At 66.2% G+C, this 23050-nt stretch carries 21 protein-coding genes; 2 read left to right on the top strand and 19 right to left on the bottom strand.

Annotated features, from left to right (window positions below):
* Positions 1-66: 66 nt before the first annotated feature.
* Positions 67-1377: an L-fucose:H+ symporter permease gene (gene fucP / locus DSC_RS01935; RefSeq protein WP_014159431.1), complete on the bottom strand. Its 1311-nt coding sequence runs from the start codon at positions 1375-1377 to the stop codon at positions 67-69.
* A gap of 131 nt (positions 1378-1508) precedes the next feature.
* On the opposite strand from fucP, the gene DSC_RS01930 reads away from it, so the two are divergent.
* Complete coding sequence (locus DSC_RS01930) at positions 1509-1964, top strand: nucleoside deaminase (protein ID WP_014159430.1); 456 nt, start codon at positions 1509-1511, stop codon at positions 1962-1964.
* Here the strand turns inward: DSC_RS01930 and DSC_RS01925 are convergent, their stop codons facing one another.
* The 16 genes from DSC_RS01925 to DSC_RS01860 form a co-directional block, all read right to left on the bottom strand.
* Positions 1965-2399, bottom strand: a complete 435-nt coding sequence (locus DSC_RS01925) for a hypothetical protein (protein WP_043290865.1) — start codon at positions 2397-2399, stop codon at positions 1965-1967. It abuts the gene before it with no gap.
* Between the two features lie 128 nt (positions 2400-2527).
* The gene (gene hslU, locus DSC_RS01920) at positions 2528-3883 is read right to left on the bottom strand and encodes an ATP-dependent protease ATPase subunit HslU (protein WP_014159428.1); all 1356 of its coding nucleotides are present in this window, start codon (positions 3881-3883) and stop codon (positions 2528-2530) included.
* Complete coding sequence (locus tag DSC_RS16810) at positions 3880-4053, bottom strand: hypothetical protein (RefSeq protein ID WP_158308223.1); 174 nt, start codon at positions 4051-4053, stop codon at positions 3880-3882. Before DSC_RS16810 ends, hslU begins: the two co-directional genes overlap by 4 nt.
* Positions 4054-4169: 116 nt before the next feature.
* Positions 4170-4721, bottom strand: a complete 552-nt coding sequence (gene hslV, locus DSC_RS01915) for an ATP-dependent protease subunit HslV (RefSeq protein ID WP_014159427.1) — start codon at positions 4719-4721, stop codon at positions 4170-4172.
* Positions 4722-4817: 96 nt separating this feature from the next.
* Positions 4818-5180 carry a hypothetical protein gene (locus DSC_RS01910; protein ID WP_147475074.1) on the bottom strand — a complete coding sequence of 121 codons (363 nt, stop codon included), beginning with the start codon at positions 5178-5180 and terminating at the stop codon, positions 4818-4820.
* A 277-nt stretch (positions 5181-5457) separates the two neighbouring features.
* Positions 5458-6447 (bottom strand): tyrosine recombinase XerC, encoded by a 990-nt coding sequence (gene xerC / locus DSC_RS01905; RefSeq protein WP_014159424.1) that lies wholly within the window; start codon positions 6445-6447, stop codon positions 5458-5460.
* A complete protein-coding gene (locus DSC_RS01900) occupies positions 6447-7121 on the bottom strand; it encodes a DUF484 family protein (RefSeq protein ID WP_043290330.1) in 675 nt (224 codons plus the stop codon). Before DSC_RS01900 ends, xerC begins: the two co-directional genes overlap by 1 nt.
* On the bottom strand, positions 7118-7960 hold the full coding sequence (gene dapF / locus DSC_RS01895) for a diaminopimelate epimerase (RefSeq protein WP_014159422.1): 843 nt from the start codon (positions 7958-7960) through the stop codon (positions 7118-7120). Before dapF ends, DSC_RS01900 begins: the two co-directional genes overlap by 4 nt.
* Positions 7953-8237: an LPS translocon maturation chaperone LptM gene (gene lptM / locus DSC_RS01890; protein WP_014159421.1), complete on the bottom strand. Its 285-nt coding sequence runs from the start codon at positions 8235-8237 to the stop codon at positions 7953-7955. Before lptM ends, dapF begins: the two co-directional genes overlap by 8 nt.
* Positions 8238-8541: 304 nt before the next feature.
* Positions 8542-9138, bottom strand: coding sequence for a hypothetical protein (locus DSC_RS16465; RefSeq protein WP_148268073.1), 597 nt, complete (start codon positions 9136-9138; stop codon positions 8542-8544).
* A 518-nt stretch (positions 9139-9656) separates the two neighbouring features.
* Positions 9657-10253 carry a hypothetical protein gene (locus tag DSC_RS01885; RefSeq protein ID WP_148268072.1) on the bottom strand — a complete coding sequence of 199 codons (597 nt, stop codon included), beginning with the start codon at positions 10251-10253 and terminating at the stop codon, positions 9657-9659.
* A 140-nt stretch (positions 10254-10393) separates the two neighbouring features.
* Positions 10394-12574: a S9 family peptidase gene (locus DSC_RS01880; protein WP_014159419.1), complete on the bottom strand. Its 2181-nt coding sequence runs from the start codon at positions 12572-12574 to the stop codon at positions 10394-10396.
* An 88-nt stretch (positions 12575-12662) separates the two neighbouring features.
* Entirely contained in the window at positions 12663-14768 is a 2106-nt protein-coding gene (locus DSC_RS01875) for a prolyl oligopeptidase family serine peptidase (protein ID WP_014159418.1), read from the bottom strand.
* A 74-nt stretch (positions 14769-14842) separates the two neighbouring features.
* Positions 14843-15175, bottom strand: coding sequence for a hypothetical protein (locus tag DSC_RS01870; RefSeq protein ID WP_043290329.1), 333 nt, complete (start codon positions 15173-15175; stop codon positions 14843-14845).
* A 351-nt stretch (positions 15176-15526) separates the two neighbouring features.
* Positions 15527-18307 (bottom strand): preprotein translocase subunit SecA, encoded by a 2781-nt coding sequence (gene secA / locus DSC_RS01865; RefSeq protein ID WP_014159416.1) that lies wholly within the window; start codon positions 18305-18307, stop codon positions 15527-15529.
* A gap of 273 nt (positions 18308-18580) precedes the next feature.
* Positions 18581-19534 (bottom strand): M23 family metallopeptidase, encoded by a 954-nt coding sequence (locus DSC_RS01860; RefSeq protein ID WP_014159415.1) that lies wholly within the window; start codon positions 19532-19534, stop codon positions 18581-18583.
* Between the two features lie 72 nt (positions 19535-19606).
* On the opposite strand from DSC_RS01860, the gene DSC_RS01855 reads away from it, so the two are divergent.
* Entirely contained in the window at positions 19607-20017 is a 411-nt protein-coding gene (locus DSC_RS01855) for a DciA family protein (RefSeq protein ID WP_014159414.1), read from the top strand.
* 129 nt (positions 20018-20146) lie between these two features.
* On the opposite strand, the gene lpxC is transcribed toward DSC_RS01855, so the two are convergent.
* Together lpxC and ftsZ are read right to left on the bottom strand one after the other, a co-directional pair.
* Complete coding sequence (gene lpxC, locus DSC_RS01850; RefSeq protein WP_014159413.1) at positions 20147-21064, bottom strand: UDP-3-O-acyl-N-acetylglucosamine deacetylase; 918 nt, start codon at positions 21062-21064, stop codon at positions 20147-20149.
* Between the two features lie 377 nt (positions 21065-21441).
* Positions 21442-22698 (bottom strand): cell division protein FtsZ, encoded by a 1257-nt coding sequence (ftsZ, locus tag DSC_RS01845; RefSeq protein ID WP_014159412.1) that lies wholly within the window; start codon positions 22696-22698, stop codon positions 21442-21444.
* Positions 22699-23050 lie beyond the last annotated feature (352 nt).

Here is a 23050-nt window from a genome sequence, read left to right as displayed (position 1 = left end):
CACCCCGGCGTGGCATAAAAGAGGCACCCGGTGAGCGCCGGTCCGCTACGCCAAAGGCTTCGGCGCCTACTTCACCGGGGTGGACGCCACCACCGGCTCGCGCACGCGCGACCCGCTCAGGCCGTAGTAGGCGATGTACAGGTAGCACACCAGCGGCAGCACGAAGGCGTGCTGCAGGCCGATGCGATCGGCCAGGAAACCCATCAGCAGCGGCAAGACCGCACCGCCGACGATGGCCATGATCAGCAGCGAGGAGGCCTTGCTGGTCAACGGCCCCAGCTTGGCCATCCCCAGGGTGAAGATGGTCGGGAACATGATCGAATTGAACAGGCCGATCGCCACCACCGCATACACCGCGGTCATCCCGCTGGTGGTCAGGGTCACCAGCAGCAACAGCGTGGCGATGCCGGCAAAGGTCGCCAGCAGCTTGCCTGCATCGATCCTCAGCAGCAGCGCCGAACCGATGAAGCGGCCCACCATCGCGCCGGTCCAGTAGGCCGAGACGTACCGGGTGGCCGCCTGCTCGGACATCGCGCCAATGTCGGGCATGGACAGGTAGTTGACCAGATAGCTGCCGATGGACACCTCGGCGCCGACGTAGAAGAACAGGCCCAGCACGCCCAGCAGCACATGCCGATGACGCAGCGGTTCGAACAGCCCGTAATGGCGCGTTTCGTTCTTTTCGCTGGCCTCGGTGATGGCCGGCAGGCGGAACAGGAAGATGAAGATGGCCAGCGCGAACAGCGCAATGCCCAGCCCCAGGTACGGCATCTGTACCGACTGCGCCTCGGCGGCACGGTAGGCCAGCATCTGCGCCTGCGACATGGCCGCCAGCTGCTCTGGCGTCCTGGGCTCGGCGGCCAGGATCAGCAGTCCACCGAACAGCGGCGCGATCGCCGTGCCCAGCGAGTTGAAGGCCTGCGACAGGTTGAGGCGGCTGGAAGAAGTCTTCTCCGGGCCCAGCAGCGCCACATACGGATTGGCCGCCACCTGCAGCGCGGTGATCCCGGTGGCCAGCACGAACAGCGCGCACAGGAACAGCGGGTAGCTGTACATCGCGGCGGCCGGCCAGAACAGCAACGCGCCCACGCCGGCCACGGCCAGGCCGGCGACGATGCCGTTCTTGTAGCCCAGCCTGGCCACCAGCCGGCCGGCCGGCAGCGCCATCAGGAAATACGCACCGAAGAAGGTGAACTGGACCAGTGCGGCCTGGGTGTAGTTGAGGGTGAACACCGACTTCAGGTGCGGCATCAGGATGTCGTTGAGGCAGGTCAAAAAGCCCCACATGAAGAAGATCGTGGTGACCACCGCCATGGCCAGCTTGGGCGTCGAGTGGGCCGTCGGCGCAGAGGTCGATGAGGGACTGGCATGCGTCATTGGACGTTCCTGCTGGTGTCGTTTCGGCGTAAGCCACCAGTATTTCATGTGCACCGTCATCACCCTGTTGCGATGCAATATCCTTTGGTCCGTGTCCGCACCTGGCGCACCCTGCCGATGGAGAGTTCCACATGATCGCCACGCCGAACTACCAGGCCCTGCTGCAGACCGCCATCGACCAGGCCCGCGCGGGCCTGGCCGAGGGCGGCATCCCCATTGGCGCGGCGCTCTACCACGAAGATGGCCGGCTGCTGGGCTGCGGCCACAATCGCCGTGTGCAGGAAGGCGATCCATCGGCGCACGGCGAGACCGACGCCTTCCGCAAGGCCGGCCGCCAGCGGCGCTACCGGGACACGCTCATGGTCACCACCCTGGCCCCGTGCTGGTATTGCAGCGGCCTGGTGCGCCAGTTCAACATCGGCACCGTGGTGGTGGGTGAATCGCGCACCTTCCAGGGCGGCATCGCCTGGCTGCGCGAAGCCGGGGTCAAGGTCATCGACCTGGACAGCCAGGAATGCGTGGACCTGCTCGGCGGCTACATCGCCGCCAATCCCGAAGTGTGGAACGAGGACATCGGCCAGGACTGATTACCGCGGATCGATGTGGAACGCGCCGAAGGCGATGCCCAGATCCCAGCCCCTGCCGGTGGCCGCCAGCGCCAGCGAGACCTCACCCTTGGTGAGCACCTGGGCATCGCTGGATTTCACGGCGCCGGCGTGCGCCTCGGCGGTGACATAGCTGCCCAGCACCTCGCGCGCGCTGTGCACGTCGCTGAAAACACCGGTGCCCTGGAGAGTCGATTTGCCTGCAGTCAAGCCACCCCCCTTCATGCTGATCCTGACCGGCAGCGAGGTGCCGTTGCTGCAGGTCACCACGCCGGTGCCCTTGGCGGTCTTGTAAATGACCGACCAGCCCGACGCGGAGAAACGCAGCTTGCACTTGATATCGGGCGGCTTGGCTTGCGCCGGCACCGACAGACCCGCCAGGGCCAACAACGAAACCAGCACGGTGGCACGAATCATCATCTTGTCCTTGTCTGTCTGCTTGAAGGGCTGTCGAGCCGAACCTGCCCGGCTGAAACCTGCACGGCCGCGCCCCGCCCCGGGCAGGCGCGGCGCGGGAATCGGCCAGGTCCCTCCATCGGGCGCGCCTACAGGATGTAGCGGCTCAGGTCCGGGTCCTGGACCAGTTCGCCCAGGTACTTGTCCACGTAGGCGCGGTCGATGGCCACGGTCTCGCCGCCGCGGTCGGGCGCCTCGAAGCTGAGCGTGTCCAGCAGCCGCTCCAGCACGGTGTGCAGGCGGCGTGCGCCGATGTTTTCCTGACGCTCGTTGACCTGGGCGGCGATCTCGGCCAGGCGGTCCACCGCTTCGGCATTGAAGGAGACGGTGACGCCTTCGGTCTGCATCAGCTGCACGTACTGCTTGGTCAGCGCAGCCTTGGGTTCGGTCAGGATGCGGACGAAATCGTCCTTGCTCAGCGCCGCAAGCTCCACCCGGATCGGGAAGCGGCCCTGCAGCTCGGGAATCAGGTCGGACGGCTTGGCCAGGTGGAACGCACCGGAGGCGATGAACAGGATGTGGTCGGTCTTGACCGTGCCGTACTTGGTCGAGACGTTGGACCCTTCCACCAGCGGCAGCAGGTCACGCTGCACGCCCTCGCGGCTGACATCGCCGCCGCCGACGTTGTCGCCACGCTTGGCGACCTTGTCGATCTCGTCGATGAACACGATGCCATGCTGCTCGCAGGCCTCGATCGCCGCGGCCCGCACCTCGTCCTCGTTGACCAGCTTGGCGGCCTCTTCTTCCACCAGCTGCGGGCGCGCGGCCTTGATGGTCATGGCGCGCTTGTGGGTCTTGCCACCGCCGAGGCTGGAGAACATCTGCTTGAGCTGCTGGCCCATTTCCTCCATGCCCGGCGGGGTCATGATGTCCACGCCGCCGGCGTTGACCGACAGCTCCAGTTCGATCTCGCGCTCGTCCAGCTCGCCCTTGCGCAGCATGCGGCGGAACTTGGAGCGGGTGTCACTGTCCTGCGCCGATGCCTCGCCCGAGACCACCGACGGATCGAAGCCGATGCCACCGCTGCGCCTGGGCAGCAGCGCATCCAGCAGGCGGTCCTCGGCGCGCTCCTCGGCCTGGGTACGCACGCGCGCCTTGGCCTGTTCGCGATACAGCTTGACCGCGGTGTCGGCCAGGTCGCGGATGATCTGCTCGACATCCTTGCCCACGTAACCGATCTCGGTGAAGCGCGTGGCTTCGACCTTGACGAACGGCGCGTTGGCCAGCGTGGCCAGGCGGCGCGCGATCTCGGTCTTGCCCACGCCGGTGGGCCCGATCATCAGGATGTTCTTGGGCATCACCTCGTTGCGCAGCTCCGGCTCGAGCTGCGCGCGGCGCCAGCGATTGCGCAGGGCGATGGCCACCGCGCGCTTGGCCGCGTGCTGGCCGACGATGTGGCGGTCCAGCTCCTGCACGATTTCTCTGGGCGTCATCGTGCTGTTCATGCGGGCATCCCTGCCGCGACATGCGCGGCTGTCGGAGAGACCGGCCCGCACATCCATGTGCAGGCGTTCGCCGGGACCAGATGCGCTTGAACGCATCTGGTCTTGTCCGGCTCACCCTGCACGATCTCGCGCGGGGTCATGGTGGCAGAGGTGTTGTCGGGATTGGACATGGGGTCGGCAGCGGGATGAGGAGTGAGAAAGGAGGGGGCAACGGCATGAGCGGGGCGCGGGAAAAATGAGCGCGCGATGACGTGATTTCTCACCTCCCTTTGCGCGCTCCTCGCTGCTAGAGCTCTTCGACCACCACGTTGCGGTTGGTGTAGATGCAGATGTCGCCGGCGATGTTGAGCGACTCGACCGCGATGGTCCGGGCATCCAGCGCGGTGTGACCCAGCAACGCGCGCGCGGCCGACAACGCATACGCGCCCCCGGAGCCGATGGCGATGATGCCGTCCTCCGGTTCGATCACATCGCCGGTGCCGCTGATGATCAGCGAGGTGTCCTTGTCGGCCACCGCCAGCAGCGCTTCCAGCTTGCCGTAGCGACGCTCGGTGCGCCAATCCTTGACCAGCTCGACCGCAGCGCGTTGCAGCTGGCCGTGCTTTTCAAGCTTGGCTTCGAACAGCTCGAACAGGGTGAAGGCATCGGCGGCCGCACCGGCAAAGCCGGCCAGCACGTGGCCGTCGCGCCCCAGGCGTCGCACCTTGCGCGCGTTGCCCTTCATGACCGTATTCCCCAGCGTCACCTGGCCGTCACCGGCGATGGCAACCTTGCCCTCGCGACGGACCGAGAGGATGGTGGTGGCGTGGAAGACGTGGGGGTTCTGGCTGGGATCCATGGCAACTCCGATGCGGTCCGAACCAGATGGGGCCACCGCCCTGATCTTCAACCATGGCCACTGGCCCTGGGCGCCGGCGTCGAGGACCCGGGGAACTCAGGGTTGCCTGGCCGCTGCCGCACCCATCTGCTCCACACGCTGGCACGCCGCTTTGGCCTGCACCGGGTTGGACTTGGCCTGGGCCATGGTGGCATCGAAACTGCTCGCATATCCGCGGTCGAAGGTCGAGGCGCCCACGCCCTTCTGCAGCATGCGCGCGCGCAGCCCGGCCTTGTGCTGGTCGGCTGCGGACTGGTCCATCTTGCCGCAGTACACCGCGATGGCATCGACCTGACCGCCTGTGGCAATCAGCTGTTCGTTGTAGCCCGGCGGTGCCTGGCTGCTCTGGGCGTGCGCCACGCCTGCGCATGCCAGCACGGCCATAGCCATGACCCTTCCGAACGTCGTGATGCGCTTCATCCGTCAGCTCCCTGCTTCGCTCAAGAGCCTGCCATCCTTGACGATCCCGCATGAACCGCACTTGGATCGGCCGGCGTGCCAGCGCCTGTGCAGCGGCCATCGGCGCGGACCGGGCCAGCGCGGGTGTCATCCAGCAGAAACAGCGGCTGGAACCGCTGGTAGTCAGGACCTGGCAGCCGGAAACCGGGACATGACGGCCATGCAGGTGGCATGGATGCCAGCATCGAGCGCGGCCCACCGCCGCGCGCCACCTGCGGCCCCTCACATCGCCGACGCGTCAGGACTTGCGCCTGGCGCGCGGATGGGCGCCGTCATAGACCTTGGCCAGGTGCTGGAAGTCCAGGTGTGTGTAGATCTGGGTGGTGGCGATGTCGGCGTGGCCGAGCAGTTCCTGCACGCCGCGCAGGTCGCCGGAGGATTCCAGGATGTGGCTGGCAAAACTGTGCCGCAGCATGTGCGGATGGACGTGCTTGAACAGTCCCTGCCGCTGCGCCAGGGCCTTGATCCGCAGCTGCACCGCACGCGGGGAAATCGGCGCGCCGCCGCGCCCGGGAAAGACCTGCGCGGTGTCGGCAGGCCGCTTCTGCGCGCGCCATTGGAGCAGCGCTGTTCTTGCGTGCGAACCGACCGGCACGATCCGCTGTTTGCGGCCCTTGCCCAGCACCGTGACCAGACCCGCATCCAGGTCCAGGTCGCTCCAGCGCAGCGCGCACAGCTCGCTCAGGCGCAAGCCGGAGGAATAGAACAGCTCCAGCAGCGCGCGGTCGCGCAGGCCCATTGGCGCATCGGTGGGCACTTCGACCAGCTGCACCGCCTCGTCGGCGTCGAGCACCTGCGGCAGCTTGCGCGGCGCCTTGGGCGCACGCAGCCCGGCCACCGGGCTGGCGCCGATGCGCCCGTGCCTGAGCAGCCAGCTGTAGAAACTGCGGCAGGCCGAGAGCCGGCGCTGCAGGCTCTTGGGCGCCAGCCCGGCGCGATGGCCGCTGGCGATGAAGGCACGCAGTTGCTCGCTCTGCAGTTCGCTTGGGGCCGGCAGCTGCTGGGCCTGGGCCCACTGCTGCAGCGCGCGCAGGTCGCGGCGATAGGCATCGAGCGTGTGTGCGGAAACCTGGCGCTCGACCTGGAGGTGGGTCAGGAACTGGGCGATGAAGTCCGGATCCGGGCCCGGGAAGGCAACCGCAACGGCACGATCGCCTGGCGGTGGATGCCTTTGCTCCGCCGGGTCCCGGGCCCCGGGTCCCAAGTCCCGGCGTTCCCGGACCTTCATCACCCGTACCGCCGCAGCGCTGCCGCCAGTGACTGGCCCATCATCCGCAGGAACAGCGTGCCCATGCCTGGATAGAAGCGGTTGCCGTCGCGGCTGCCGACCGCCACCAGACCCACGCCCGGCAGCGGCAGCAGTGCCGACGATGCCACTTCCTCGGCCCGCGCGGCATACAGCAGCGCGTTCTTCTGCGGCTGCAGGCGGCCGCAGATCGGCTCGCCATCGGCCAGGCAGTCGCGGAACGGCGCCAGGTGCGAGCTGTCGGCCGGCACCGCCTGCAGCCAGGGCGCATCGCTCAGCTCCGGCGGCATCTGGCCCAGCAGCACGATGCGCACCAGGTCGCCGTGGAAATCCTCTTCCAGCGAAGCGGCCATCGCCGCCAGGGTGGTGGCGCGGCTGTCCTGGCGCATCAGGGCCAGGGTCAGCTGGTGCACACGCACGGCCAGGCGCTCGTTCTCCAGGGCATTGGCCGACAGTTCGCCCAGGCGGCGCGACAGTTCGCGGTTCTTCTCGCGCAGCACGTCCAGCTGGTAACTGGCCAGCGAGGCGGTCGGGCCTTCCTCGCGCGGCACCACCAGGGTCAGCGCCAGGTCCGGGAACTGCTGCAGGAAGGTCGGATGCCGGCGCAGCCAGGCGGCCACTTCGTGTGCGCCGAGTTTCTCGGTGACCTCGCTCATTGCTTCCACTCCCCCTCAAAGACGAATGTGGCCGGGCCGGACATCACCAGATCGGCGGCATCGTGCGGCCAGTCGATCTGCAGTTCGCCGCCGGGCAGGGCGACGGTGACGCTGCGCTCGACCAGCCCCGCACGCATCAGCACCGCCGCGGCCGCACAGGCACCGCTGCCGCAGGCCAGGGTTTCACCCACGCCACGCTCGTACACGCGCAGGGCGATGCGCTGACGCGAGACGATCTGGACGAAGCCGACGTTGACCGAGTCGGGAAAGGCCGCATGGGCCTGCAGCGCCGGGCCCAGTGCGTGCACCGGCGCGGTGGCCAGCTCGTCCACCTGCACCACCGCATGCGGATTGCCCATCGACACCGCGCCGAATGTCACCTTGGCCTGGTCCAGGGTCACTTCGTAGAACGGCTGCTCGGTTGCGAAGCCGGCCAGTGGAATCTCGGCCGGAGGCCAGCGTGGTAGGCCCATGGCCACCGCAAAACCGGCCGGCACCTGATGCACCTGGTGGGTGCCGGCCGGACTGTCCAGCTGGAAACTGCCCTGCCCGGCCACGCCATCGCGCACCAGCCAGGCCGCCACGCAGCGCGCGCCGTTGCCGCACTGGCCGGCGGCCGAGCCATCGCCATTCCAGATGCGATAGGACGCCACCGAGCCTGCCTGGCGTGGTGTCTCGATGGTCAGGATCTGGTCGCAGCCCACGCCGGTATGGCGGTCGGCCAGTCGTGCGGCCAGCTTGGCATCGGGTGCTGGCTGGCCGCCGCGCAGGTCGAGCACGACAAAGTCGTTGCCCGCCCCGTGCATCTTGGAAAACCGCAGCGGGGCCTGATCAGCCATCCCCGTCGGCACCGCCCCTGTCCAGGGCCTGATCGGCGGCCTGATCGGCGGGGCTGGGCGCGGTGGTGCCGTCCTGCGGCGTGGTCTGCACCGGCGGGGTGGCGCCGGGTTCGCCCGCTGCGGCCGGCTGGGTCGGGTCCGCGGCCGGTTCGGCCGCAGGCGCAGGAGTGGTCACCGGTGCCGGCTTTTCCGGCAGCACCAGCGGACCCTTGTTGCCGCAGGCGGTCAGCGCCAGCAGCGTGGCGCACCAGAGCGCCCATCGCGATACGGTGTTCATGGCTCGAGTATAGCGATTCGACCCGGCCCACGGCCGGCCCGCGCCGGCAGCATGGTCCCGGCCCGCAACCACCACGCCCAGCGGAATCAGCTGGGCGGCGGCGGGAATTCAGGGTGAAGCGGGGTGTCCACACGAACATTGCCGCCCAGCCCATGTGCACGCGACATCGCGAAAGACGCACGCTGCGTGGCAGGGCGCGACTAGCGATGTGAATGCGGCGTTTCCCGGCAACGGTACAACCGTTTCGGGACGATATCGCCTGGATTAAGCCGAGCGGCGAAGCGACTTCGGCTTGAATGAATTGTTAGACGCCAATCTCATTGAACGACTTTTGCGATCTCTCACGTATTTGATCGATACTCTGGATCGTTTCTTCAAGGTAGGACACCGGGTTCCAATCATAGGCGGTGCAACGCGGAAAACCGAACGTCCGACGCAGTTCATCTGAAAGGTGAGAAGCCTCGATTCCAAGCTTTGCGTAGAGGTATCTGCGTTGTTGAAATGCTGCAGAGAAGTCCGGCGGCGAGTCATGCTCAAACTCATTACTGACCGCTGCAGAGATGGACTCAAGTCGATAAGGAAGGTTAAGTACTGAAAGTTGGACTTGAGGATTCAACGAGGTCCAGTCCACATCTTCCATTGGCAACTCAAAAGCAGGGCGTTTGTGCTCTGCATAATAGTAGCCGTCCTCGCCTTCCTTTCCGGAGTCGCCGGCAAGGTGGCTACACTCAAGACTTAGCTTGTCTAGTTTCGAGACGAGCAAGGCGGAAAGATAGCGGGCAGTGTCTTTGCGCGTAATCTTATGAAGCCACCACTCCTTGAATGACGTAATAGCGGCACCGACCAGCACGCCGACGAGGCCAATAATTGCTACGGTGATGTCTGTATTCATAATGGTCACAGTGATGTCTGCTACTGGCGCGTAACGCTTGACTTAAGTTGCGCCGGCCGCGACCTGTCAGCGGAGTAACGCTCAAGATGCGGCAGTCCACAACGACTGAGGACGCGTCGGCTTGAACGAATTGTTAAGCCACGACCTCGCCAGTGGAAAGCAGATGCTCAAACTGCTCACAGGTGAGCACCGTAACGCCTTGAGACCTGGCCTTAGCTAGCCTTTCTAGTCCAGAATTTGTCGCCAGCACAGAGGAATGCCAGGCGCCTTGAAGTGACTACTTCCAACTGCGAATCCTGGGCCAAGGAAGTGGGTGCGGCCTTGTCAGTGGTGGAGAACCCGCGTGACATTGCATGGCCCAATTCCATCCATCCACTTCTGAAATTTTGCAATCTGGTCAGCGCTTCTTTAAAAAAACGTGAGAGTCTATCGCCCTGCATATCCAGATTAACCACTGCTTATACAATTAGAAATCGAGCTTGGCCACGCCTTCTATCCTTGCGGCTCCGGCTTTTGTGGGATGTACCCTATTCCCCGGCAGGCGCAGCGTATGGGATGAGGTTGCGTCCCTCCACCAAGAATGCCTCGTGTTGGGAAGTCTCCAAAACGCCGGACTCGTGGGTGCGAATGTCGGACAGAAACCTGGCAAAGATTTGACCGCCACGCCGCATGTCGCCCTCACCGAGCCGTCTGCCCTCGCCTTGGAAGGCGATGACGAGCTTCTTGGCCGAGGCAAGTTCGGCAAGCACGCTCGCGGAGATCGGCGCCATAACGTTCCAAGACCAAGTGCAAAGCCGACCAGAACAATTGACGGTGGGACGATCCGCATTCTCGGCCTTCAGCTGGACGGTTCGCCGATCGTCGATGCGAAAAAGAATGGCGTCCACATCCACGGGATCACCCGAATTGGTGAGCGTGATCAATCGCCGGAAGTACATCTGCCCGTCCCGGGTGATGATCTGGTTCCCGATCCCAGCCATACCGATGCTCCCGCGACCATAGACACATGACTTCTCTTGAGAGAATGTATCTTGCCTGCAATCAGGCTCGGCGGCAGCCGTGCTTGTGGCGGCAAACAAGGCCAACCCGGTGAGAAATACGCAACAACGAATTGCGATGGTCATGCTGCAAGCCCCTAGTCATGAATACCCTCCGACCCATGGTAGTTGAAAGATGGTGTAGACGTGGAGGGCCGCATGCCAGCGCCAAACCTTCTTTTGTGCATCGGTGCCAACACCCCTCCCTGAAGCCTAACGCACGTCGATCAGCGCGCCGTGCCGGCCACGCCCAGCTGGTCCAGCATGAAGGCGTAGTACTCGGCCATTTCCTGGTAGCGGCGGAAGCGGCCGGACTTGCCGCCGTGGCCGGCTTCCATGTTGGTGCGGAACACGACCGGCTGGCTGCCGGTGTTGAGGTCGCGCAGGCGGGCCACGTACTTGGCTGGCTCCCAGTACTGCACCTGCGAGTCCCACAGGCCGGTGCCGACGAACATCGCCGGATAGGCGCGTGGCTTGAGGTTGTCGTAGGGCGAATAAGTGACGATGTAGTCGTAGAACTGCTTGTTCTCGGGATTGCCCCACTCGTCGTACTCGTTGGTGGTCAGCGGGATGCTCGGGTCGAGCATGGTGGTGACCACATCGACGAACGGCACCTGCGAGATGATCACCCGATAGTCGTCCGGGGCCATGTTGGTGATGGCGCCCATCAGCAGGCCACCGGCGCTGCCACCCATGGCTGCCACCCGGTCCCTGGCGGCGTAGCCCTGCGCAACCAGTGCCCGGGTCACGTCGATGAAGTCGGTGAAGGTGTTCTTCTTGTTGAGCAGCTTGCCGTTGTCATACCAGGCCCGGCCCATTTCCTCGCCGCCGCGGATGTGGGCGATGGCATAGACCATGCCGCGATCCAAAAGGCTCACCACCGGGCCGGAGAAACCCGGGTCCATCGACGCGCCATAGCTGCCGTAGCCGTACTGCAGCAGTGCAGCGGTGCCGTCCTTGCTGAAGCCGTTCCTGTAGACCAGCGAGACCGGCACTTGGGTGCCGTCACCGGCGCTCACCCACAGCCGCTCGGTGGTGTAGCGGGAGGCGTCATAACCGGGCACCGGCTGCTGCTTCATCAGACGGCGCTCGCCGGTGACGGTGTTGAGCTCGTAGGTGGTGACAGGGGTGGTCAGCGAGGTGTAGCTGTAGCGCAGCCACGGCGTGTCGTGTTCGGAGTTGATGTCCAGGCCCATCGAATAGGCCGGCTCGTCGGCCCTGACATAGGTTGCCTGCGCATCCTGCGCAAAATCCCGCGCCTCCATGTCCGGGCTCTGCAGTTTGTTCCCGTCCCTGCCCAGCAGGCGGATGCGCTGCAGGCCCTGCGAACGCTCGCCGATCGCGGTGAAACCGTCGAACAGCTCGAAATCCTCGATGTAGACGCTGTCGCTGTGCGCGACCCAGTCCTTCCAGTCCTTGCGCGAGGAACTGCCGTCCGGCGCGGTGACCAGCTTGAAGTTGGTGGCGCCATCGGCGTTGGTGCGGATCACCCAGCGCCCGTCGAAGTGCTCGGCCTGGTATTCCACATCGCGCGCGCGCGGGGCCAGCACGGTGAAGGTTTCCGGATCGGCCGCCAGTGCGTAGCGCTCCTCGCTGGAGACGGTGCTGTGCACGCCGATGGTGATGTACTTCTCGTCGCGGGTCCTGCCCAGGCCCATGTAGAAGCTGTCATCGTGCTCTTCGTAGACCAGCACGTCCTGCGCCACCGGCGTGCCCAGCACGTGCTTCTTCACCCGCACGGTCAGCAGGGTCTCCGGATCGTTCTCGACATAGAACAGGGTCCTGTTGTCATCGGCCCAGACCACGTTGGGCGACACCCCGGGAATCTCGTCGGGCAGCACCTTGCCGCTGGCCAGGTCCTTGAAGCGGATGGTGTACTGGCGCCGGCCGACCGCATCATCGGTGTAGGCCAGCAGCTGGTTGTCCTGGCTGAGCTCCCATGCGCCGACGCTGTAGTAGCTCTTGCCCTGGGCCAGGACGTTGACATCCAGCAGCACTTCTTCGGGCGCCTGCATGCCGCCCTTGCGCCGCGCATGCACCGGATAGTCCTTGCCGGCCTCGTAGCGGGTGTAATACCAGTAACCGCGCTGGCGGTACGGCACCGTGGCATCGTCCTGCTTGATGCGCGCGACGATCTCTTCGTACAGCGTGTCCTGCAGCGGCTTGAGCGGTGCCATCACCGTATCGGCGTAGGCGTTCTCGGCCCTCAGGTAATCCAGTACCTGCGGATTGCTGCGCTCGTCGTCGCGCAGCCAGTAGTACTCGTCCTGGCGCTGGGCGCCGAACGGGGCGGTGACCACATGCGGCTTGCGGGCCGCATCCGGCGGGGTGGCAGTGGTGGCGGCGGTGGAGGAAAGCGGCGTACTCATCAGCAAGGTCACAGCCAGCAGGGCAAGGAGGGGCTTCATGGATAGGTCTGTCCGGGTCGGGTTGCAAGGGCCGCACGGCCGATCGTCGGTGCGGCATGCAATGCACGCGCGGGGTGATGCCGGCGCCTTACTTGCTCAGCTGATCCCACAGGAAGGTGTAGGCCAGCGCGCTCATGTGCGCGGCCTGCGCGTTGTCGGCTGCACCGCCGTGGCCGCCTTCGATGTTCTCGTAATAGCGCACGTCCTTGCCGGCGTCGAGCATCTTGGCCGCCATCTTGCGCGCGTGGCCCGGGTGGACCCGGTCATCGCGCGTGGAGGTCATGAACAGCGTTGGCGGGTAGGTCTTGCCCGGGTCGAACAGGTGGTACGGCGAAAAGGTCCTGATGTAATCCCAGTCGCCGGTATCGGGATCGCCGTACTCGGCCATCCATGAAGCCCCGGCCAGCAGGTGGCTGTAGCGCTTCATGTCCAGCAGCGGCACCTGCACCACGATCGCGCCGAACAGCTGCGGATACCGGGTCAGCATGTTGCCCATCAACAGGCCGCCGTTGCTGCCGCCCTGGGCGCCAAGATGCTCCGGCGAGGTGACCTTGCGCGCGACCAGGTCCTGGGCCACCGCGGCGAAGTCCTCGTAGGCCTTGTGGCGGTTGGCCTTGAGCGCGGCCTGGTGCCAGCGCGGGCCATACTCGCCGCCGCCACGGATGTTGGCCACCGCGTACACACCGCCCTTTTCCAGCCAGCCCTTGCCGATGCCGCCGGAATAGCCCGGTGTCAACGAGATCTCGAAGCCACCGTAGCCATACAGCAGGGTCGGCGCGGCCCCATCGAAGCTCAGGTCCTTCGGCCGCACCAGGAAGTACGGCACCCGGGTGCCATCCCTGGAGGTGGCAAAGTGCTGTTCGATCACATCGCCCGAGGCGTCGAAAAACGCCGGCATGGCCTTGAGCGGCTCGATCCTGGCCTGCGGCTGCCCGACATCGGTCAGCAGCAGGGTGGTCGGGGTCAGGTAGTCGGTGACGGTCAGCCACAGCGCGTCGGATTCCTGGCTGTCCACGGCGCTGGCGCTGATCGCGCCGAACGGCACATCGCCCACTTGCAGCGGCCTGGAGATCCACATGCCATCACGGTGGGTCAGCACGCTCAGGCGGTTCTTCACGTCGTGCATGACGTTAAGCACGATGTGGTCAGCGGTGAAGGTGACGCCAGCCAGCGAGGTCGTGTCGGTGGGCTCGAACAGCACGTCGAACTCGCGCTTGCCGGCCATGAACGCGTCGAAGCGCGTGACCAGGAATGATCCGGCCTGGTAGGTCCTGCCGCCCACCGTCCACGGCTCGCGCAACTCCAGGCCCAGCCATTGGCGGTGCACCGACTTGCGCGCCGAGTTGGGTGCATCGACCTTGACCAGCGCCCCACCTTTGTCCCGCAGGTACAGCTCATCGTTGTAGAAGGCGATGGTGCGGGTGACGAAATCGCGCTCGAAGCCCGGGGTGGGATCGTGGCCTGCGGCGATGTACATGTCATCGGCCTTGCCTTCGTAGACGACCTTGGCCGCTGCCAGCGGCGTGCCGCGCTTCCATTCCTTGACCATGCGCGGATAGCCCGAATGGGTCAGGCTGCCTTCGCCGAAATCGGAGTAGACGTACACGGTGTCCGCATCGATCCAGCCCAGCCCGCCCTTGGCCGCCGGACGGTAGAAGCCGCCTTCGACCCAGGTCTTGGTGATCAGGTCGAACTCGCGGCTGACGTCGGCATCGGAGCCACCGCGCGAGAGCGCGATCAGGCAGCGGGTGTTGTCCGGCTTGCGACATTGCGCGCCGTGCCAGACCCAGGTTTCCTGCTCGGCGGCGTTGAGTGCGTCGATGTCCAGCACCGTCTCCCAGGTGGGATTGGGCTTGCGGTATTCGGCCAGCGTGGTCCGGCGCCAGACGCCGCGTGCGTGGTCCTTGTCCTTCCACAGGTTGTAGTAGAAGTCGCCGATCTTCTCCACGTAGGGAATCTTGGCGTCCGAATCCAGGATGGTGCGGATGTCGGCTTCCAGCTGCTTGAACTGCGCGGTGGCGGCCAATTCGGCTTCGGTTCTGGCGTTGCGTTCCTTGACCCAGGCCAGCGGCCTGGCGCCTTCGACCTCTTCCAGCCACTGGTACGGGTCGTCGGTCATGGCGGTCTCCTGGGCATTGGCAGTGGCACTGGCGGCGGCCAGGCCGGCAAGCAGGGCAAGGGCGAGTGGGTTCAAGGCGGGTCTCCGTGCAAGGCAGATGGCCGCCGCACGCTAGCACAGGCCTTGCGCCCGACATCCCGTGCCGAAGGTCAGGCCGCGCGTGGCATCCTGGCTGGCCGCGGCCGGCGTCGACGGGCCTGCACGGCAACCCGGGCAGACGGTACCGAGACGGCGAGTGCAGCCCGGGCGGCGGGGCGGGTCTTCGGCCAGGCTGGCAGGCGGAAGCGGTGCAGCGACCACCACGCCACCAGCGGCAGGCCGGCCAGCCACAGCGGGGTCCAGCCCAGCAGTTCGGTGCTGCCGCGTCCGCCCGGTAGCAGCAGCACCAGGCTCAGCCCGGTCAGTGCAAGCGTCCGCAGCACCAGCTCCAGGCACGGATCGGCCGGGCAAGCAGCGTGGACATCTCTGGGTCGGTGGGCCATGGCGGTGGGTCCTGTCGGGGCTGGACACGCAGGCTGCGCGATGGGCTTCTCACCGGCTGCGACATCGACGCCCCCGGGCACGCCTTGTTGACGCTTGCATGCCTGGCTTGCCGCCTGTGGAACCTCGCCCATCATGCCGACCGACGACGCCACCCCGCCCATCGACCGCGCTTCATGGGCGCCTGCATGCCATCGCCCACGTGCCCCACTTTTGCGGCGGCGAAGAAGGCGCGCAAGCGCTGAGGTTGTTTCTTCGTGCGGCGGCCGTCACCCGCGTGTTTGTCGCGCAGGTGCAGACGTTGGCTGGATCGATGACACGCACATCGCCGCGACCTGAAAGCCGCGCTTTGGTCAGTTCAGCTGGCCATGGCAGTGCTTGTACTTCTTGCCGCTGCCGCAGGGGCACGGATCGTTGCGGCCGACCTTGGGCTGCTCGCGCAGGATCGTGCCCTGGAGGCCGGCGGCGGCCGCCTGGGCGGCCTGCGCCTGGGCGCCGGCAGCGCCCTCGCCGCGCTGGGCGCGCGCTTCGCTCTCCTCGGCGACATAACCGCCGGTGTCGGCATGCTGGAACTGCATGGCCCGCTGCTGGGCCTCGGCCAGTCGGCGCTCCTGCGCCTCCAGTTCGGCCACTTCCTCCTCGCTGCGGATGCGCAGGCGCGCCAGGATGGTGACCACCTCGCGCTTGACGTTCTCCAGCATCTCCGAGAACAGCTCGAAGGCTTCCTTCTTGTATTCCTGCTTGGGCTGCTTCTGCGCGTAGCCGCGCAGGTGGATGCCCTGGCGCAGGTAGTCCATGCGCGCCAGGTGTTCCTTCCAGCCCTTGTCCAGCACGGTCAGCATCACGTGCTTTTCCAGCGCGCGCATGGTTTCGGCGCCGATCTGCGCTTCCTTCTGCGCGAAATGCGCATCCAGCGCTTCGCGCACGCGCGCCTGGATGCGCTCGGCATCCAGTTCCTCGGCTTGCTGCGGCCACTGGGTGATCGGCAGGTCGATGCCGGCCTCGGACGCCAGCTCGGCCTGCAGCCCGGCCAGGTCCCACTGCTCGTCGATCGAATTGGGCGGCACATAGCGCGCCACCAGATCGGCGACCACATCGGCGCGGATGCCATCGATGTTGTCCTTGACCGACTCGGCGTCCAGCAGTTCGTCACGCTGGGCGTAGATCACCTTGCGCTGGTCGTTGTTGACGTCGTCGAAGTCGAGCAGGTTCTTGCGGATGTCGAAGTTGTGCGCTTCCACCTTGCGCTGGGCCTTTTCGATCTGACGGCTGACCAGGCGATCCTCGATCACGTCGTCCTCCTTCATGCCGATCAGCTTCATCGCCTTCTGCACCCAGTCGCTGGCGAAGATGCGCATCAGGTTGTCTTCCAGCGACAGGTAGAAGCGCGAGGAACCCGGGTCGCCCTGACGCCCGGAACGGCCACGCAGCTGGTTGTCGATGCGCCGTGACTCGTGGCGTTCGGTGCCCACGATGTGCAGGCCGCCGGCGGCCTTGACCTGCTCGTGGCGGGTCTTCCAGTCGGCCTTGACCCGGGCGATGTCCAGCTCCGGCGCGTCCTCGCCCAGTGCGGCCAGTTCGGCCTCCAGCGAACCGCCGAGCACGATGTCGGTGCCGCGGCCGGCCATGTTGGTGGCGATGGTCACCGCGCCCGGACGGCCGGCGTTGGCCACGATCTGCGCCTCGCGCTCGTGCTGCTTGGCATTGAGCACTTCGTGCGGCACGTTGTTCTTGCGCAGGTGCTCGGACAGCATCTCCGAGGTCTCGATCGAGGTGGTGCCCACCAGCACCGGCTGGCCGCGCGCGTAGCAGTCCTGGATGTCGGCCAGCACGGCGTTGAACTTGCCGGTGCGGTTGAGGAACACCTGGTCCGGGAAATCCTTGCGGATGGTCGGCCGGTGGGTCGGGATCACGATCACTTCCAGGCCGTAGATGCTCTGGAACTCGTAGGCCTCGGTGTCGGCCGTGCCGGTCATGCCGGCCAGCTTGCCGTACATGCGGAACAGGTTCTGGAAGGTGATGCTGGCCAGGGTCTGGTTTTCGCGCTGGACCGGCACGCCTTCCTTGGCCTCCACCGCCTGGTGCAGGCCATCGGACCAGCGCCGCCCCACCAGGGTGCGGCCGGTGAACTCATCGACGATCACCACCTCGCCATCGCGCACGATGTAGTCCACGTCGCGCTGGTAGATGGCGTGCGCGCGCAGGGCGGCATTGAGGTGGTGGACCACGCCCAGGTTCTGCGGCGAATACAGGCCGTCGTCCTCGTCGTCCCTGAGGATGCCGGCGCTGCGCAGCAATTGTTCTGCATGGGTCTGGCCGGCTTCGGACAGGTGGACCTGCTTGGATTTTTCATCCACCCAGTAATCGCCCCCGCCTTCCTCGGTTTCCTGCCTGACCAGCGAAGGCACGATCCGGTTGACCCGGATGTACAGCTCCGGCGAATCGTCGGCCGGGCCGGAAATGATCAGCGGGGTGCGCGCTTCGTCGATCAGGATCGAGTCGACCTCGTCGACGATCGCGTAGTGCAGGCTGCGCTGGTGGCGGTCTTCGCGCGCCATGGCCATGTTGTCGCGCAGGTAGTCGAAGCCGAATTCGTTGTTGGTGCCGTAGGTGATATCGGCGGCATAGGCGGCGCGCTTGTCGCCGTGGGCCATGCCCGGATAGACCACGCCCACGCTCAGGCCCAGCCAGTTGTACAGCCTGCCCATCTGGGCCGCGTCGCGGCGGGCCAGGTAGTCGTTGACCGTGACCACGTGCACGCCCTTGCCCTCCAGCGCGTTGAGGTACACCGGCAGCGTGGCCACCAGGGTCTTGCCTTCGCCGGTGCGCATCTCGGCGATCTTGCCCAGGTGCAGGACCATGCCGCCAACCAGCTGCACATCGTAGTGGCGCAGGCCCAGCACACGAATGGAGGCCTCGCGGCACACGGCGAAGGCTTCGGGCAGGAGCTTGTCCAGCGCTTCGCCATCGGCGATGCGCTTCTGGAATTCGGGGGTCTTGGCCTTCAGTTCATCATCGCTGAGCTTCTGGATTTCAGGTTCCAGTGCATTGATGCGCACCACCAGGCGGTCGAGCTGTTTGAGCAGGCGTTCGTTGCGGCTGCCGAAGACGCGGGTGAGCAGGCTGTTGATCATGAAAGAAGGAACCGGAATGGGAAGGAGCGTCGGCGCCGGCAGGCCTCGTTGCATCCCCAAGGCCAGGCGCCGAAAAGCGAAACAGGGCGCACGGGGCCCGGTTCCGGCAACACGGCATTGTAGCTTGGGGCGCCACCGGACGAATCAAGGCGCCCGGCACGGAAGCAGCCCAGGCTGCAGGCTGCTCGCTGGGTGGGAGCGGCCATGGCGGCGATGAAGCTTTCCCGGTACATCCCTCGCCGCCATGGCGGCTCCCACGCGAGACAATTGCTCCTACCCGCGGCCGCGCCCGCCCAGGGGTGTGGTGTTCTCACCCAGGAACTTGCGCGGATTGACCACGCGCCCGTCTTCCCACACTTCAAAATGCACGTGCGCCCCGGTCGAGCGCCCGGTCGAACCGGCCCTGGCCACGGTCTGTCCGGCGCGGACCAGGTCGCCCGGCTTGACCACCAGGCGCGAGTTGTGGGCGTAGCGGGTGACGTAGCCGTTGCCGTGGTCCACTTCCACCACGTTGCCGTAGCCGCTGCGCGCGCCGGCGAAGCTGACCACGCCGTCGGCCACCGACAGCACCGGATCGCCCACGCTGGCCTTGAAGTCGATGCCCTTGTGGCGCTCGCCGCCGCCACCGAACGGATCGGCCCGACCGCCGAAACCGGAGGTGATGTAGGTGTTGGCCAGCGGCATGCGCGAAGGCGTGGCATTGCGGTCCAGCTGGCGGTTGAACAGCAGCGATTCGAGCACCGACAGCTGCTGGCCGGAGGCGTCAAACCTGCCCTGCAACTGGTCCAGGCCGTCGGCCAGCGCAGCCGGCGGCATGTCGCTGGTGGCACCTTCCGGACCGCCGACGCCGACCGGCTCGTCGAAGTTGAACTCGCCGTCCTGCAGCTTGCCGATCCGGGTCAGGCGCTCGCCCAGTGCGTTGAGCCGGTTGGCCTGGGCCTGCAGCTCGCCCAGGCGCGCGGACATGGCGTTGATTTCCTGCTGGGCGCCACGCTTGACCTGGTCCAGTTCGGCCTGCTGGCGCTCGGTCCTGGCCTGCAGCCAGGACACCTGGGCCATGCCGAAGGCACTGCGCCCGACCAGCCCCAGCATCATTCCACCGGCCACCAGGATCCCCGCGCTCAGCAGTGGGCGGGTGTGGCTGAAGCGCCGCATCTGCGCAGTGCGCAGGCGCAGGTGATGGCTCACCCAGGAGCGCGTATTGTGAACAATGTTGTTGAAACTCATGGATCTGTGATGCCCCATCCAAAGTCCCAGCCGCGTCGTCCGGCGAGTCCGCTCCCGGCCCTGGAGGCCGCGATGGCGTCGTCTGCCGCCGACCCATTGCGTCATGCCCTGCGGCTGGACGCGCTGGAACAGCAACTTCGCCCTTGCCTGCCGTTTCCCCTTTCGGAGCACTGCCGGCTTGCCAACATCGCGGGCGACCGTCTTGTTTTCGTGGTCGACTCGCCGGTGTGGAACGCCAGGCTGCGCCTGGCGTCGGCCGAACTGGTCGAAATGGCCCGATCCCTCGGTTTAGGGGTCAACTCCGTGACCGCCCGAACGTCCGTGCACCCCCTGTTTCCGACCGCGCAAGCCGGTCCGCCGACCCAGGGGCCTTCGCCGACCGCACGCCAGGCGCTGCGGGTGGCACTGGCCATGCTCGAGGAATCCGTGGCCGCCGAGTCATCTATCGTGAAACAGGGCCCGCACACTGGCGCGAAAAGTTAAGCGCCAGTGCAAGGACGGGGCATCCTACCGGCCCGAGGGATGCGAGTCGTTAGATCGAGGTTATAAAAAAGTTATCCGGCGCCTGTTCAGGCGACAGGATTCACAGAATGGCCAGATCGCCGCCGCAGTTCAGTGCGCCAGGAGCGGCGCGCCGTACAGGGCCGGGGCCGTTTCCCGGACCTCGGGGCCGAAGGAGACTTCTTCCCAGGCATCGGTCTGGGCCAACAGCGCGCGGACCAGGGCGTTGTTGAGCGCGTGGCCTGACTTGAAGCCCTCGTACCTGCCCAGGATCGGATGTCCGGCCAGGTACAGGTCGCCGATCGCGTCCAGGATCTTGTGGCGCACGAACTCGTCGGCGTAGCGCAGGCCGTCGTCGTTGAGCACGCGGAACTCGTCCAGCACGATCGCGTTGTCCATCGAGCCGCCCAGGCCCAGGTTGCGTTCGCGCATGTATTCCAGATCACGCATGAAGCCGAAGGTGCGCGCACGCGCCACCTCCTTGATGTAGCCGCCGGTGGAGAAGTCCACCTCGGCGCGCGACTGCGAGGCCGGGATCATCGGATGGTCGAACTGGACCGTGAAGCCCAGCTTGAAGCCTTCATGAGGATCGAAGCTGGCGATCTTGTCGCCATCGCGCACTTCCACGTGCTTGAGGATGCGGATGAACCGCTTGGGCACGTTCTGCTCGACGATGCCGGCCGAGTGCAGCAGGAACACGAACGGACTGGCCGACCCGTCCATGATCGGCAGCTCGGCCGAGGACAGCTCGACATACACGTTGTCCACGCCCAGGCCGGCCAAGGCCGACAGCAGGTGCTCGACCGTCTGCACCTTGGCCGCTCCGCAGCTCAGGCCGGTGCACAGGGTGGTCTCGGTGACCAGCGTGGCATCGGCGGGAATCTCCACCACCGGCTCAAGATCGACGCGCCGGAACACCACGCCGGTATTGGGCGCGGCCGGGCGCAGGGTCATGAACACCTTTTCGCCGCTGTGCAGGCCCACGCCGGTGGCGCGGATCACGTTTTTGAGGGTGCGCTGGGGAATCATGGATCGCAGTTGGAGGAACCCAACGTCAAGATTTCGTGAGAATAGCACGCAGGCGGGTGAATCTGTACGGGACAGGACAGTAATCCCTTCGACGTCGAAAGGGTGCCCGGGTGCCGCTGCAGGAAAAAGCCCGCCGGACCGGGTACGCCGGCCCGACGGAAAACCAAGGGACATGACACGGTGACACGGTAACGCTGCCGCCCTTGCGCAGCCGCCGCCGGTCCCACTGGCGGCACGCAGGCGCTGCGGACGGGTGAATCAGTCGGCCTGGGTGAGCGGCACACACGCCAGGCACGGCCTCGCGTGCCGGCGAACGCCCGGCCATGGATGGCCGGGCAGGCCTATCCGGAGTCGCATCTGTTCCGCCATGGACGGCATCAGTCCGCTTGGCGACGCAGAAACGCCGGGATATCCAGGTAGTTGTCCGGCAGCTCCGCCGCACCGGCCGGGGCACTGGGCGCAGTGGCTTCGCCCGCATTGCGGCGCAGGCCCAGGCCCTGGGTCGCACCGACCACCGGATCGGACTTGCTGGTGGTGGTGTTGGGCATGGCCACCGCATCGATCGGCATGCCGGTGGTGGCGTCACGGACCAGCTTGATCGGTGCGCGCACCGGCTCGCGCTGGAAGCTGCCGCCCAGGTCGGCGCCGGTGCGGACCGGCTGGCGCACGGCGGCGCGGTTCAGGCCGGTGGCGACCACGGTCACCCGCACTTCGTCCTGCATGTTCGGATCGAGCACGGTGCCCACCACCACGGTGGCGTCCTCCGAAGCGAAGCCTTCCACGGTGCGGCCGACTTCGTCGAACTCGGCCATGGTGAAGTCCGGACCTGCGGTGATGTTGACCAGGATGCCGTTGGCGCCGGCCAGGTTCACATCGTCCAGCAGCGGGTTCTGGATCGCCGCTTCGGCCGCGGCCTGGGCGCGGTCGTCGCCACGGGCCACGCCGGTGCCCATCATGGCCAGGCCCATCTCGCTCATCACCGTGCGCACGTCGGCGAAGTCGACGTTGATCAGGCCCGGACGCACGATCAGGTCGGCGATGCCCTGCACCGCGCCCAGCAGCACGTCGTTGGCGGCGCGGAAGGCCTGGATCATGGTGGCGTTGCGGCCCAGCACGGTGATCAGCTTCTCGTTGGGGATGGTGATCAACGAGTCGCAGTGCGTGGACAGTTCCTCGATGCCCTTGAGCGCGACCTGCATGCGGCGGCGACCCTCGAACGGGAACGGCTTGGTGACCACCGCCACGGTCAGGATGCCCATTTCCTTGGCCAGCTGGGCCACCACCGGCGCCGCGCCGGTGCCGGTGCCGCCGCCCATGCCGGCGGTGATGAACACCATGTCCGCGCCGGTCAGCGCCTCGATGATGCGGTCGCGGTCTTCCAGTGCGGCCTGGCGGCCCACTTCCGGGTTGGCGCCGGCGCCCAGGCCCTTGGTGACATTGCCGCCCAGCTGCAGCTGCAGCTTGGCGCCGCAGTTCTTGATGGCCTGGGAGTCGGTGTTGGCGGTGATGAATTCCACCCCTTCCACGCTGCTGCTGACCATGTGCGCCACGGCGTTGCCGCCGCCGCCGCCCACGCCGATGACCTTGATCACCGCGTTGGGGATCATCGTTTCAACCAGTTCGAAATGTGCCATGTCCGTTGTCCTCATTGAGGCCGGAACTTGGGACTCGGGACTGGGGACTGGGGAAAGCCGCTTTCCCGTACCCTGCCCGGCCTTCGCGCCGGCGATTTTTCTGGTGGATGTCGCTTGTTGCCTGGAGCCGGGACTCGGGTTTCGGGACTGGGGACTCGGGAAAGCTGCTTTCCCGTACCCTGCCCGGCCTTCGCGCCGGCGATTTTTGCTTGGAGCCGGGACTCGGGTTTCGGGACTCGGGACTCGGGAAAGCTGCTTTCCCTTGCCCTGCCCGGCCTTCGCGCCGGCGATTTGCGCTCGTTCTTTCCGCCCTCCGTTCCGCTCTCCGCTCTCCGCTTTTCCGAGTCCCGGG

This window comes from Pseudoxanthomonas spadix BD-a59, from assembly GCF_000233915.3.
Classification (GTDB): domain Bacteria; phylum Pseudomonadota; class Gammaproteobacteria; order Xanthomonadales; family Xanthomonadaceae; genus Pseudoxanthomonas_A; species Pseudoxanthomonas_A spadix.
This window is presented reverse-complemented; position numbering and strand designations above follow the sequence as displayed.

Bases quoted from the DNA above. Each gene is read 5' to 3' on its own strand.
- DSC_RS16810 (WP_158308223.1), bottom strand. From the start codon at position 4,053: ATGTCCAATCCCGACAACACCTCTGCCACCATGACCCCGCGCGAGATC.
- hslV (WP_014159427.1), bottom strand. From the start codon at position 4,721: ATGGATCCCAGCCAGAACCCCCACGTCTTCCACGCCACCACCATCCTC.
- DSC_RS01930 (WP_014159430.1), top strand. From the start codon at position 1,509: ATGATCGCCACGCCGAACTACCAGGCCCTGCTGCAGACCGCCATCGAC.
- DSC_RS01900 (WP_043290330.1), bottom strand. From the start codon at position 7,121: ATGAGCGAGGTCACCGAGAAACTCGGCGCACACGAAGTGGCCGCCTGG.
- fucP (WP_014159431.1), bottom strand. From the start codon at position 1,377: ATGACGCATGCCAGTCCCTCATCGACCTCTGCGCCGACGGCCCACTCG.
- DSC_RS01910 (WP_147475074.1), bottom strand. From the start codon at position 5,180: ATGAAGCGCATCACGACGTTCGGAAGGGTCATGGCTATGGCCGTGCTG.
- hslU (WP_014159428.1), bottom strand. From the start codon at position 3,883: ATGAACAGCACGATGACGCCCAGAGAAATCGTGCAGGAGCTGGACCGC.
- DSC_RS01855 (WP_014159414.1), top strand. From the start codon at position 19,607: ATGGCGTCGTCTGCCGCCGACCCATTGCGTCATGCCCTGCGGCTGGAC.
- xerC (WP_014159424.1), bottom strand. From the start codon at position 6,447: ATGAAGGTCCGGGAACGCCGGGACTTGGGACCCGGGGCCCGGGACCCG.
- ftsZ (WP_014159412.1), bottom strand. From the start codon at position 22,698: ATGGCACATTTCGAACTGGTTGAAACGATGATCCCCAACGCGGTGATC.
- lpxC (WP_014159413.1), bottom strand. From the start codon at position 21,064: ATGATTCCCCAGCGCACCCTCAAAAACGTGATCCGCGCCACCGGCGTG.
- secA (WP_014159416.1), bottom strand. From the start codon at position 18,307: ATGATCAACAGCCTGCTCACCCGCGTCTTCGGCAGCCGCAACGAACGC.
- DSC_RS01870 (WP_043290329.1), bottom strand. From the start codon at position 15,175: ATGGCCCACCGACCCAGAGATGTCCACGCTGCTTGCCCGGCCGATCCG.
- lptM (WP_014159421.1), bottom strand. From the start codon at position 8,237: ATGAACACCGTATCGCGATGGGCGCTCTGGTGCGCCACGCTGCTGGCG.
- DSC_RS01860 (WP_014159415.1), bottom strand. From the start codon at position 19,534: ATGAGTTTCAACAACATTGTTCACAATACGCGCTCCTGGGTGAGCCAT.
- DSC_RS01925 (WP_043290865.1), bottom strand. From the start codon at position 2,399: ATGATTCGTGCCACCGTGCTGGTTTCGTTGTTGGCCCTGGCGGGTCTG.
- DSC_RS01885 (WP_148268072.1), bottom strand. From the start codon at position 10,253: ATGACCATCGCAATTCGTTGTTGCGTATTTCTCACCGGGTTGGCCTTG.
- dapF (WP_014159422.1), bottom strand. From the start codon at position 7,960: ATGGCTGATCAGGCCCCGCTGCGGTTTTCCAAGATGCACGGGGCGGGC.
- DSC_RS01880 (WP_014159419.1), bottom strand. From the start codon at position 12,574: ATGAAGCCCCTCCTTGCCCTGCTGGCTGTGACCTTGCTGATGAGTACG.